The organism is Saccharospirillaceae bacterium (genome assembly GCA_022448365.1).
Classification (GTDB): Bacteria; Pseudomonadota; Gammaproteobacteria; order Pseudomonadales; family Oceanobacteraceae; genus Bacterioplanoides.
This window is the reverse complement of the sequence record JAKVCS010000003.1, coordinates 360,983-373,241: the sequence shown is the minus strand read 5'-3', so window position 1 is coordinate 373,241 and position 12,259 is coordinate 360,983. Positions and strand designations below refer to the sequence as shown.

Genomic DNA, 12,259 nt, shown 5'->3' with positions numbered 1-12,259 from the left:
CGTCAGTTTATATGTCGATTTACCGGCTCAGGCAGATTTCATTTCGGCATTACGTTGCAGAACGCGTTGGATTAACGTGAGAAAAACTAATCGCAACATGAGAAATGGCCAATGTTCTTCATACGGTGATTTCATTAGAGTGCATGGCCGTTATTCATCGAAACAGGCATTCTACCGTGGCACACATTCTTCACTCCGATTTTTCTGCTGTTGCTGAGCAGTCTCAGGGAACCTTTTCTCTGTTCAATCTGATTGCGGAAATGGTGACCGTTATGGGTTGCGAAGCCACACCGACTGATTCGAAATTTGGCAAAAATCATCCTTATCAAGCGCCAGTAGTGAGTCAAAGCACACGATTTTCGTTTCATCCAGAAGCCTTACTGCGACAATGGCAGCTGGCGCGGGAAACACATCCTGAGGTTAAGCCGGTGATTCTCGGACCTCTCACGTTTCTGGCGTTGGCGCACACTCAGGATGACAGTGATCCACTGTTACTGCTTGATCAGCTGATTCCTTTTTACAGTGAACTGTTGGAGTTGTTTGCCGAAGAAGGAGCGCAATGGGTTCAGATTGATGAGCCGATTCTGGTGACGGAGCTGCCATTAGCATGGAAGACCGCCTTTGAGCAGTCATATCACACCCTGAAAGCCAATCGTCCGAATATTCTGTTGGCCACCTACCTGGGCGCTTTAAAAGACAACCTTCAGCTGGCTTGTAATTTACCTGTGGCCGGTTTGCATGTTGATGTGACAACAGACCGCTCAGAGCTGAATCGAGTTATTGATTGGTTACCCATTCACAAGGTGCTGTCGCTGGCACCGGTTCGCAGTGCCGAGTCTTCCGGCGCTGATGCCGTTGCCGAACGCTCCGGCTGGTTGCGCCCGTTGGCGGACAAACTTGGCGAACGCCTGTGGTTGGCCTCTGCCTGTCGTTGAGGAGGGTGCAGCAGGTCGGATCTGACACGCTGCAACAGCCAACGAAAAACCTGAATTTGTTATCCGATACTGGTATAGTTCGCGCCTTTTTACGGCGGTCTGATTCCGCCGCCGACATACTTCAACAGAAGGGACCACTCTGATGTTACTGCTGCGCGAATTTATGCAGACTTTTTCTCCCAACCTGAAAAACGACACGCTATCCGGTTTAACCGTTGCACTGGCGCTGGTTCCTGAGGCGGTGGCGTTTGCCTTTGTTGCTGGGGTTCACCCGTTAACCGGTTTGTACGCAGCATTTATGGTGGGTCTGGTGACCGCTGTAATGGGGGGGCGCCCGGGGATGATTTCTGGTGCAACCGGTGCTCTGGCGGTTGTGATGGTGTCGCTGGTGGCCGAGGCCGAGCGCGATTTTGGTTCTGGAATGGGGCCGCAATATCTGTTTGCTGCCGTGGTGTTGATGGGGGTTATTCAGGTCGCTGCTGGTGCGTTTAAACTGGGTAAGTTTATTCGTATCGTGCCGTATCCGGTGATGCTCGGCTTTGTTAATGGTTTGGCTATTGTGATCTTCCTGGCGCAGTTGCCACAGCTGCAATCGGCGACGCCGGGCGGTAAGTGGGGCTGGACAGACGGTACCTGGCTGGCCGGTTCCGAATTGTTCATTATGTTAGGTCTGATCGCATTAACGATGGCGATTACGCATTACCTGCCGAAGATAACCAGTGCTTTTCCATCGGCCCTGGCTGGTATTCTGGCGGTGAGTGGTATCGCCTTGGTTGCCGATCTGGACACGAAAACTGTGGGTGATCTGGCCTCGATTGCTGGTGGCCTGCCTGAGTTTGGTGTGCCTAATGTCCCGCTGACGATGGAAACTTTCTGGTTCATCCTTCCATATTCGGTCATTTTTGCCGCCATTGGTCTGATCGAATCGCTGCTGACAGTAACCGTAATTGACGAGATGACGAATACCCGTGGTCGCGGTAACAAAGAGTGTGTTGCCCAGGGCAGTGCCAACCTGCTAACGGGATTCTTCGGTGGTATGGGCGGTTGCGCCATGATTGGTCAGAGTATGATTAATGTTAGCTCCGGCGGTCGTGGGCGTTGGTCGGGTATCGCTGCGGCGTTATTCCTCCTTAGCTTTATTCTGTTTGCGTCACCTTTGATTGAGCAAATCCCGATTGCCGCGCTAACCGGTGTTATGTTTATGGTCGTAATTGGTACCTTCGAGTGGTCCAGCTTCCGTATGCTGCGCAAAATTCCGAAGCAAGATGCTTTTATCATTGTATTGGTATCGGGGGTAACGGTTGTTACTGACCTGGCGATTGCCGTTATCGTAGGTGTGATTGTTGCGGCATTGGTGTTTGCCTGGGAACATGCGAAACACATCAGCGCGCGGACCATCATTCAGGAAGACGGTGCGAAAGTTTATGACCTGTTTGGGCCGCTGTTCTTCGGTTCCGTATCGGCGTTTAAAGATATCTTCGAGCCGGAAACCGACCCGGATGTGGTGATCATTGAATTCAAGAATTCGCGCGTTGCCGATTCTTCTGCGATTGAAGCGATCGATACCATTGCTGAGCGTTACATAGCAGCCGGTAAAGAAGTGCATCTGCGTCACTTGTCAGAAGAGTGTCGTCTGTTACTCAAGAAAGCGGGTAACTTGTGTGATGTTAATGTTATTGAAGATCCAAACTACCGCGTAGCAACGGATAAATTGGCCTGATAACGTAATATGCCGTTGGGCACACCCAGTGTGTCCCGGCTGAAAAAATCGGAGGTGCGCTGCTGCATCTTCGATGATTTCGAAACCGGCTGCGATGTGTCTGCACGGCGATACCGGGTTGATTCAGAGCGGTTCTGAAATCGCAGCAAAAATTTGCCTAGCTATGATCCTCCTGCAACAATACGCCTTTGAACTATGAAAGGCTCATGCCCGTGCACATCGTTGCTGACGAAAACATTCCCCTGATCGACGAGTTCTTTGCCGATATTGGTCAGATTACCCGCGTTCCCGGTCGTACGTTAACCAATGACGACATCAAAAATGCGGACGCGCTGTTAGTCCGCTCCGTCACTCAGGTGAATGAGTCATTGCTGGCCGGGTCTAAGGTCAAATTTGTCGGCACGGCAACCATCGGTACCGATCATATTGATGAAGACTATTTGCAACAGCAGGGTATTGGTTTCAAAAGTGCGCCCGGTTGCAACGCTCAGGCTGTGGTGGATTATGTTCTGAGTGCGGTCAGCGTTGTGATTGATGATCGAGGTGTGGGTTTTACCGATTTGTCAGTTGCCATAATCGGAGTGGGTAGCGTTGGTTTGCTGCTGCGTAAGCGTCTCGAGGAGATGGGGGTTTCGGTACTTGCGGTTGATCCGTTTAAAGATCCGGAAACTGTTGGTGATCTGGTGTCGCTGGAAGAGGCACTCACGGCTGATGTTGTCTCTTTGCACACACCACTGACGACCGAGGGCGAGCATGCAACCTATCATCTGATCAACGAACAGCGCCTGCAGCAAATGAAGCCGGATGCTTGTCTGATTAACAGTTGCCGTGGTGCGGTTGTCGACAATAAAGCGTTGCTTGCTCATTTGGATGGCAATAATGAATTCGGGGCGATTCTCGATGTCTGGGAAAATGAGCCGGAACTGGAAATCGAACTGATGCATCGGGTGATGCTGGCTACGCCCCACATTGCCGGGTACTCGTTGGATGGAAAAATGCGCGGTACCGAGTTTGTTTACCAGGGGCTTTGCGAGTGTTTCGGTTTGCCGGTGCGCCGCAAGCTGGCCCAGTTTCTGCCTGAACCGGGCATCAAAATGGTGGCATTTACGGATCAGGTACCTAAGTTTCAGGCACTGCGGACAGCAATCCGTGCTGCCTACGAAATTCGTGTGGACGATGGCGTAATGCGATCGGCGATGATTCGTGCAGACAAATCAGGGGAAGGGTTGCGTGAGACGTTCGATCGCTTACGTAAAAATTACCCACTGCGCCGCGACATCCCCCGACTTAAAGTCAATGTGCCGGCTAAGTGTCACAAATTGCAAGACACGTTAACAGCCGCAGGCTTTGATGTAAGAATCAAATAGACACATTGAGGGGGCGACCGTCCCCGATTTAACCTTTCTTTGTTTCACTTATACCGGCTAATCGTAAGGCAGTGTCAGCTGCCTGGTATCTTTGTGTCTTTCAAAAGGCGGGCCGGGTAAACTGCGGATTCTTGTTTATTTTCAGGCCTGTTTTCCATGTCGTCTTCCTCCCATGCTTCCGAAGAAAAGTTGATTAGCAGTTTTACTGAATTCAGTGCAAAAGCGGATTACTCGCTGTTAGAAAATCTGAATATCGACCCGCAGGCACGTCCGGATGGGGTTGAGCATGAACCACGACAGGTTTTCTCCGGGCATTATGTGCCGGTGATTCCAACGCCCATTGCGGCACCGCAATACATCGCTCACAGCACTGCGTTATTTGCTGAGCTGGGTCTGGATGATTCACTGGTTCAAGACAAAGCATTTGCCAAAGTATTTTCCGCTGATATTTCTCCTGTATTGGAGAGTGTGATGGAGGGCGTGATGGAAAAGGGCACGTCACCGATGCGCCCCTATGGCTGGGCTACCGGTTACGCCTTGTCGATTTACGGTACTGAATACACTCAGCAATGCCCGTTCCGTAACGGCAATGGTTATGGCGATGGTCGGGCGATGTCGATTTTTGAAGGGGTATTTAACGGCAAGCGTTGGGAGATGCAATTAAAAGGCGGCGGCCGTACACCGTATTGTCGAGGTGCCGATGGTCGCGCGGTGTTACGTTCCAGTGTGCGCGAATTTTTAGCTCAGGAGCATATGCACGCGTTAGGGATTCCCACTTCGCGTTCGCTAACCTTGTTTACCTCCACAGCAGAAACCGTCACTCGCCCCTGGTATTCCGAACAATCACAAACCTATGAGCCGGATATTCTGGTGGATAATCCGGTAGCGATTTCCACCCGTGTGGCACCGTCGTTTTTACGGGTCGGTCAGGTGGAGTTATTTGCTCGTCGTACCCGTAATAAAGAATATGACCACGCGCCACAAGAGCTGAAGTTAATTGTTCAGCATCTGATTGAGCGTGAATATAACGATGATATTGATGCGACGTTATCGTTCCCGGAACAGGTGATTAAACTGGCGGAATGTTTCCGTGGTCGCTTAACGGCGTTGGTAGCCAACTGGATTCGGGTAGGTTTCTGTCAGGGCAACTTTAATAGCGATAACTGCCCGGCGGGTGGTTATACCCTGGATTACGGCCCGTTTGGTTTTTGCGAACAGTTTGATCCGCAATTCCAGCCGTGGACCGGCGGCGGTGAACATTTCTCTTTCTTTAATCAGCCTGCGGCGGCGGAAGCTAACTACCATATGTTCTGGAAGTCGGTGCGCACGCTGCTGGAAAGTGAGGGAGATGATGCTTATATACAGCAACTGGATGATGTTCGCCGGGGTTTTGAAAAAGAACAGCGTATTGCGATTCAAACTATGTGGGCGTCTAAGCTTGGGCTTGAGAGCTACGACGAAGCACTGATCACTCAGCTATTGTCACTGATGCATCAATCGGAAGCTGACTACACGCGTTTCTTCCGTGAATTATCATCGGTGCCGAGCAGCATTGAATCGCTAAAAGAAACTTTTTATTTAGATTTGTCTCAAGCGCGTGATGCACAGCTGGAGCAAAAATGGCAAAGCTGGTTAGAGCAGTGGCGCGACGCTGTGTTGGAAAATCAGAAAGAAGCGTTTGTTGTGTCGAAAATGAAACAAACCAACCCGAAATACACCTGGCGCGAATGGCTGGTGGTTCCGGCTTATCAGCAGGCGATGCAGTCTTGTTCTGATGGCAGCGGTAATTACGATCTGGTGAAAGAACTGCAGCAAGTGTTAACGCATCCTTATGATGAGCAAACGCCGGAAATAGAAGCGAAGTTTTATCGTCAAAAACCGGCTGAATATTTTCATGCTGGTGGTGTGTCGCACTACAGTTGTTCGTCTTAGCTGTAGTATTAATGCATATATGTGTGATTTTAAGGATTAATCTCTTTTAGTTTGATGATGTTCCGAGAGATGCGTAACATCACGACCTTCTCAGGCTGAAATAGTTATATCTGTTGCATCTGAGAGAGTTATTAACTGAATTAAGGATTGATAATGAAACATTTAATCACGACAGTGACTGTTCTGAGTGTCTTCTTTTGTTCCAATACATTCGCATCATTAAAATGGACAGAATATAAAAAAGTCACATCTGTACAGGTTGTAGAGAATGGTAGTTTTCTGATCGAGTTTGAATCAGAGGTTGCACCTGAGTGCTCTACTGCAGGGACTTCAACTATTTATATGTACAAAGACAAGTCAGGGCTTACACAGGAAGGTGTTAAGGCTATGTTTTCTGTTGCTTTGATGGCCCTTGCAACTAATATGTCTGTATCGGCTTTGTATGATGAGTCAACAAAGCCAGCGTGTTGGGGGCAGTACATAAAAATCAAAAAGTAAGAGATATAAAATAGGCCCTCGTCAGAGGGCTGTTTTTGCTTTCAGATACAGATTTAACGGATCAGATCTTTAGTTTTCCTGATCTTCTTTTATCGGACTTTTGAGAATGACATTATATTCAGATTTGATGTCTGTTTTAGAAAAAGCTGTATCAGTCTGCCAGGTTTTTCCCTGATCAGTGCTGTATACCAGAAGGTTGTCATCGCATCTGAGGTAAATTTCATCAGTATCTGACCACTCAGCTATTGTCACTGATGCATCAATCGGAAGCTGACTACACGCGTTTCTTCCGTGAATTATCATCCGTGCCCACCAGTATTGAGCCGCTAAAACAAACCTTCTATTTAGATTTGTCTCAGGCACGTGATGCACAGCTGGAGCATAAATGGCAAAGCTGGTTAGAGCAGTGGCGAGACACTGTGCTGGAAAATCAGAAAGAAGCGTTTGTTGTGTCGAAAATGAAACAAACCAACCCGAAATACACCTGGCGCGAGTGGCTGGTGGTTCCGGCTTATCAGCAGGCGATGCAGTCTTGTTCTGATGGCAGCGGTAATTACGATCTGGTGAAAGAACTGCAGCAAGTGTTAACGCATCCTTATGATGAGCAAACGCCGGAAATAGAAGCGAAGTTTTATCGTCAAAAACCGGCTGAATATTTTCATGCTGGTGGTGTGTCGCACTACAGTTGTTCGTCTTAGCTGTAGTATTAATGCATATATGTGTGATTTTAAGGATTAATCTCTTTTAGTTTGATGATGTTCCGAGAGATGCGTAACATCACGACCTTCTCAGGCTGAAATAGTTATATCTGTTGCATCTGAGAGAGTTATTAACTGAATTAAGGATTGATAATGAAACATTTAATCACGACAGTGACTGTTCTGAGTGTCTTCTTTTGTTCCAATACATTCGCATCATTAAAATGGACAGAATATAAAAAAGTCACATCTGTACAGGTTGTAGAGAATGGTAGTTTTCTGATCGAGTTTGAATCAGAGGTTGCACCTGAGTGCTCTACTGCAGGGACTTCAACTATTTATATGTACAAAGACAAGTCAGGGCTTACACAGGAAGGTGTTAAGGCTATGTTTTCTGTTGCTTTGATGGCCCTTGCAACTAATATGTCTGTATCGGCTTTGTATGATGAGTCAACAAAGCCAGCGTGTTGGGGGCAGTACATAAAAATCAAAAAGTAAGAGATATAAAATAGGCCCTCGTCAGAGGGCTGTTTTTGCTTTCAGATACAGATTTAACGGATCAGATCTTTAGTTTTCCTGATCTTCTTTTATCGGACTTTTGAGAATGACATTATATTCAGATTTGATGTCTGTTTTAGAAAAAGCTGTATCAGTCTGCCAGGTTTTTCCCTGATCAGTGCTGTATACCAGAAGGTTGTCATCGCATCTGAGGTAAATTTCATCAGTATCTGACCACTCAGCTATTGTCACTGATGCATCAATCGGAAGCTGACTACACGCGTTTCTTCCGTGAATTATCATCCGTGCCCACCAGTATTGAGCCGCTAAAACAAACCTTCTATTTAGATTTGTCTCAGGCACGTGATGCACAGCTGGAGCATAAATGGCAAAGCTGGTTAGAGCAGTGGCGAGACACTGTGCTGGAAAATCAGAAAGAAGCGTTTGTTGTGTCGAAAATGAAACAAACCAACCCGAAATACACCTGGCGCGAGTGGCTGGTGGTTCCGGCTTATCAGCAGGCGATGCAGTCTTGTTCTGATGGCAGCGGTAATTACGATCTGGTGAAAGAACTGCAGCAAGTGTTAACCCATCCTTATGATGAGCAAACGCCGGAAATAGAAGCGAAGTTTTATCGTCAGAAACCGGCGGAGTATTTCCATGCTGGTGGGGTGTCGCACTACAGTTGTTCGTCCTAGTCCATCATTTTAGGCCCGTCATCTTAGTGCCGTCGGTTTAGGCCCATTGTTATAGTCTGCTCCCCATGTTCTTTGGGGAGCAGTATTCCGCAACTTTGTTCTATTTTTCTCCGCAGGGCTTTCCTACCATTTTGCTTTGCTAAGTCGCAGGTTTGTTGAGTCGTCATCCTTATGCTGGAAATCATTTTGTATGCCGTTGGTGTGATGTACACACCCGGCCCGGTCAATTTTATTGGTCTTAACAGTGGTATTCAGAAGCAGAACGGCATGCTTGGCTTCTTTGTGGGTGTATCGACTGGCATGACCATTTTGTTCCTGGCGGTTTCGTTTGTTGGCGCGCAGCTGATTAGCGATACCTTGCTGCAATGCACGGCGGCATTGGGTACCGCGTATATCGTTTGGCTCAGTTATAAGATCTTTCGTGCTGATGTATCCGGGCAGGGAGATGAGAAGGTACGCCCGCTGGCGTTTGCCGATGGTGTGCTGATGCAGATTCTGAACCCGAAAGGGTTTTCGGTGGCTTTACCGTTGGCAACGGTGCAGTTTCCGGCGGCGGGCATTACCGGCGGTTCTCTGGTTGCCTGGAGTGTGGGCTTGGCGTTTCTTGGCTTGGGAGCGCCGTCTTTGTATTACGGTTGTGGGCGTTTGCTCGGGCGCAGGATTTATCAGGCCAGTTATCTGAAGTGGATTAATCGGTTGATGGCGGTGTTTTTGTTGTTTGTGGCGGTCAATATGGGGATGGTGGCTTTCAGCCTGTGAGAGTGATGAGCCGCAAATTCTGTATTTGCGGCTCATAATAGGCCGGTTTTTGAGCCGCAAAATTCAAATTAGCGGCTCATTGTCAGTTTTAACTAGCGTAGAATAGGGTTTTTTTAAGCGCTTCAGCGGCACCAGCAGATAAGTCGGTGCCAAGTAATCTGGTAAGGAAGCTATGAAAATATCATTTGCTCTGCTGGTAGCAGTCCTTGTTTTTCCATTGTCTGCAGTAGCCGAATCTCCCTGTGCCAAGGAGTATATTCCGCTGGTTGATTTCCAAGGGTCAGTTGAAGCAAGACAAAGTGGCAATCTCATTGATTATTCAATAAAGATACCGCGGGCTATTAATCACGGAGAGTACGTTTCATCGAAATTTTTCTTTGAAAGCACAGACCTTAAAAACTATACGATCAAGTCACCATTCCACTTTAGGGAATACGATGAAACTACTCTTATCGGGGAGTTCTCGGCGAAATCAGGTCATTCTGATTCCGCACTGATTGTCGATTATGCCCCTGGGGATGGTCATGGCTGTGGCCTGTTTCTCTGGCTGCCGGTTAAACATAATCAGTCTGTCGACTTTTCGTCTATGACAGCGGATGACCTAAAGCGTGCTGGCTATAGCTTTTAGATAGGTTGTACTGCTGATGAGGCGCGGGCGTATTAATGACTGCTTTAGCTGGCGTAGAATGGAACTTCATTTAAACGCTTCAGGGTCATCAGTTGATCTGCTAGTGTGATTGGGAAACAGAGGGGCAGGTCTTTGTTTGACCTATGGTATTGATATGAAAATACATCAAACCGCTCTGTTATTAACAGAGATAGTCATGGATTTGTCAGGTGAAATACTGGCCATGAAAGCCAATGAGTGTGATGATTGGTTGGCGTTGGAGGTGTTGTAATGGCTAAGAAGAATTTACCCGAAAATATTGAGAATAAAATAGCTTTCTTCAATGGTAGTATGATTTGCTTTGGATATCTTAATGGAAAAACAGAGTACTTATTGCCTAGGCCGCATGATAGAAAAAGTTTGGGGCAATGGTCTCTTAGCGATATAAAACTTGCTTCATCAATGAATGACGGGGTTGTTGAAGAGTATTTCGCTGAACCGTTAGATGAGCATTATATAAAAATTAAGCGAACGTTAAATCGTAAAGCTCCTAAATTATTGGATGTCTTTCAATTGCATAACTTCCTGGTGCTGTCGAAAAAAGCCAAAGCAATTGTCGATGAATTCGAGAATGGCGTTCATCAGTTTTCAAAGCTGGAATTCGTGAGTAGAGATGGAGGAGTAATTCCTGGTGAATATTTTGCAATGATTCCTCTCCGGTTTATAAAAATGCAGGAAGTTAGTCAGGATTTACCTAATATTGTTGAATATTTTGAACAGCCATCGCCAAGTGACTCTATGGTTTATGACTATTTATTTAACATATCAGAGCACGCTGAAATCAGGAGTTACTTATTGGATAAAGGGGTCTGGTCTATGTATGGAGTTCCTGAACTTATATTTGTGAGCGGCAGGTTGATCTCAAAGCTTAAAGAATGTGATTGTACGGGCTTAAAAAAATTTACGAGAATAGAAAAAGCTGGCCAAGGAGAGGTTGTTTATTATGTCTGAAGAAATTCAAGCAACAATGGACTTTTCTGGTAGCCTTATTCGTGAAATGGACTTGGCTTTTGAGGAAACTAATGACTGCCGCTTTGATCGGCAGCACTATGTAGTGGTCAACTCATTCCGGACACAGTTTTAAGTTTTTCTTCGGCTGCTTGAGGGCTGATCCCCCCATTTTTCTGATGCGGCCTTTTCTGGTTGTAATAATTCAGTAAGTAATAACCAATATCCATTTTGGCTTTATTAAATGACTGATAGCCGTATTCCGGTATCCACTCAGTTTTCAAGCTGCGGAACAACCTTTCCATTGGCGCGTTATCCCAGCAGTTACCTCGGCGACTCATACTCTGAACCATTTTGTATCGCCATAAGCGTTGTCTGAACTTGAGGCTTGCATACTGACTTCCCTGATCTGAGTGGAACATAACCCCCGTTGGCTTTCTTCTGCGGTTCCAAGCGTTATCCAAAGCCTGGATAACCAACTCTTTGTCCGCCCGCTCAGACATTGCCCAGCCAACAACACGCCTGGCATAAAGATCCAGTACCACGGCCAGATAAGCCCAGCGTTTACCTGTCCATATGTACGTAATATCTCCGCACCATACTTTGTCTGGCTGAGTTACATTGAACTGACGGTTTAACCGGTTCGGTATGTCGATATGTTCAACCGTTGCTCGCTTGTACTTGTGCGGACCTGGCTGTTTACATACAAGCCCTGACTCCTTCATTAAACTGCGTACCAGATAGCGACCGATATGAATGCCTTCAGCCGTCAGAGTATCTTTGATTCCACGACTTCCCAGCCCGCTTCTCGTTGCATTAAATACGCGATTTACATGGGCTTTTAAATTAAGCCGATGAACATTAATAGAGCGTTTCTGCTGGCGGTAGTCGTAATAACTTGAGCGTTTAATTCCGAATGCCTGACAGACCAACTTGACCGAATCAAACTCTCTTAAACGGTCTATCAGCGCATATTTTTGAATTCGTCTGACATTAAGAGAGCGGTAGCCTTTTTTAATATTCGTTTTTCGTCTTCAAGCCGTTTAACTTGCTTTTCAAGCTCTTGAATCCGTTTTTGTTCTGGCGTCATAGCTTTGGATTTTGGCGTATCACCGTCACGCTCTTGTTCTAGCTGATTGACCCATCGCCTCAAGGCCGTTTCACCGATATCAAGGGAGCGACTGGCTTCGGAAATAGAATACCCCTGATCAAGAACTAAGCTTGCTGCTTCAAGTTTAAATTCAGGAGTGAAGGATCGACGTTGTTTTTTCATGGGACACCTCTGTTGTGGCAAGATTACCACTTATCTGAGTGTCCGGGATTATTAGACCAATACACTATGGTACTTCATCAGGTAGTGTGAACTCACAAGCTCAGCATCTTATTCCCCTTCAGTTATTGTGAGGTAACTCTTAAAGCGGAACAGACACTTTTCAGAATGTGCTACACCACAAAAAAAACGGCTCCTCTTGCGAGTGCCGGTTTTTTTATTCGATCACGTTTTGTTTTCAGTAGAAGCCGATCAGTTCAGTGAGCTAC

The 12,259-nt window shown here is 46.8% G+C and carries 12 protein-coding genes; 11 read left to right on the top strand and 1 reads right to left on the bottom strand.

Annotation, left to right across the window (positions count from 1 at the left end):
- The first annotated feature begins 176 nt into the window (after window positions 1-176).
- The 11 genes from MK185_05410 to MK185_05360 all read left to right on the top strand — a co-directional run bounded on the left by MK185_05410 (window position 177) and on the right by MK185_05360 (window position 10,723).
- Window positions 177-935 (top strand): hypothetical protein, encoded by a 759-nt coding sequence (locus tag MK185_05410; GenBank protein ID MCH2040050.1) that lies wholly within the window; start codon window positions 177-179, stop codon window positions 933-935.
- A 142-nt stretch (window positions 936-1,077) separates the two neighbouring features.
- The gene (locus tag MK185_05405) at window positions 1,078-2,655 is read left to right on the top strand and encodes a SulP family inorganic anion transporter (GenBank protein MCH2040049.1); all 1,578 of its coding nucleotides are present in this window, start codon (window positions 1,078-1,080) and stop codon (window positions 2,653-2,655) included.
- A gap of 206 nt (window positions 2,656-2,861) precedes the next feature.
- The gene (gene pdxB / locus MK185_05400) at window positions 2,862-4,022 is read left to right on the top strand and encodes a 4-phosphoerythronate dehydrogenase PdxB (GenBank protein MCH2040048.1); all 1,161 of its coding nucleotides are present in this window, start codon (window positions 2,862-2,864) and stop codon (window positions 4,020-4,022) included.
- A gap of 156 nt (window positions 4,023-4,178) precedes the next feature.
- Window positions 4,179-5,954, top strand: coding sequence for a protein adenylyltransferase SelO family protein (locus MK185_05395; protein ID MCH2040047.1), 1,776 nt, complete (start codon window positions 4,179-4,181; stop codon window positions 5,952-5,954).
- A 153-nt stretch (window positions 5,955-6,107) separates the two neighbouring features.
- Window positions 6,108-6,452, top strand: a complete 345-nt coding sequence (locus MK185_05390) for a hypothetical protein (protein MCH2040046.1) — start codon at window positions 6,108-6,110, stop codon at window positions 6,450-6,452.
- A gap of 254 nt (window positions 6,453-6,706) precedes the next feature.
- Window positions 6,707-7,150, top strand: coding sequence for a protein adenylyltransferase SelO family protein (locus MK185_05385; GenBank protein MCH2040045.1), 444 nt, complete (start codon window positions 6,707-6,709; stop codon window positions 7,148-7,150).
- A 153-nt stretch (window positions 7,151-7,303) separates the two neighbouring features.
- Window positions 7,304-7,648: a hypothetical protein gene (locus tag MK185_05380; GenBank protein ID MCH2040044.1), complete on the top strand. Its 345-nt coding sequence runs from the start codon at window positions 7,304-7,306 to the stop codon at window positions 7,646-7,648.
- A gap of 254 nt (window positions 7,649-7,902) precedes the next feature.
- Window positions 7,903-8,346 carry a protein adenylyltransferase SelO family protein gene (locus MK185_05375; protein MCH2040043.1) on the top strand — a complete coding sequence of 148 codons (444 nt, stop codon included), beginning with the start codon at window positions 7,903-7,905 and terminating at the stop codon, window positions 8,344-8,346.
- 171 nt (window positions 8,347-8,517) lie between these two features.
- Window positions 8,518-9,105, top strand: coding sequence for a LysE family transporter (locus MK185_05370; protein MCH2040042.1), 588 nt, complete (start codon window positions 8,518-8,520; stop codon window positions 9,103-9,105).
- Between the two features lie 172 nt (window positions 9,106-9,277).
- Window positions 9,278-9,733: a hypothetical protein gene (locus tag MK185_05365; protein MCH2040041.1), complete on the top strand. Its 456-nt coding sequence runs from the start codon at window positions 9,278-9,280 to the stop codon at window positions 9,731-9,733.
- 270 nt (window positions 9,734-10,003) lie between these two features.
- Window positions 10,004-10,723 carry a hypothetical protein gene (locus MK185_05360; protein MCH2040040.1) on the top strand — a complete coding sequence of 240 codons (720 nt, stop codon included), beginning with the start codon at window positions 10,004-10,006 and terminating at the stop codon, window positions 10,721-10,723.
- Between the two features lie 107 nt (window positions 10,724-10,830).
- Here the strand turns inward: MK185_05360 and MK185_05355 are convergent.
- Window positions 10,831-11,993 (bottom strand): IS3 family transposase gene (locus MK185_05355; GenBank protein MCH2040039.1). Its coding sequence is split into 2 segments (ribosomal slippage): window positions 10,831-11,738 and window positions 11,738-11,993, totalling 1,164 coding nucleotides; the frame shifts between segments, so codons are not numbered across the junction.
- Between the last annotated feature and the right edge of the window lie 266 nt (window positions 11,994-12,259).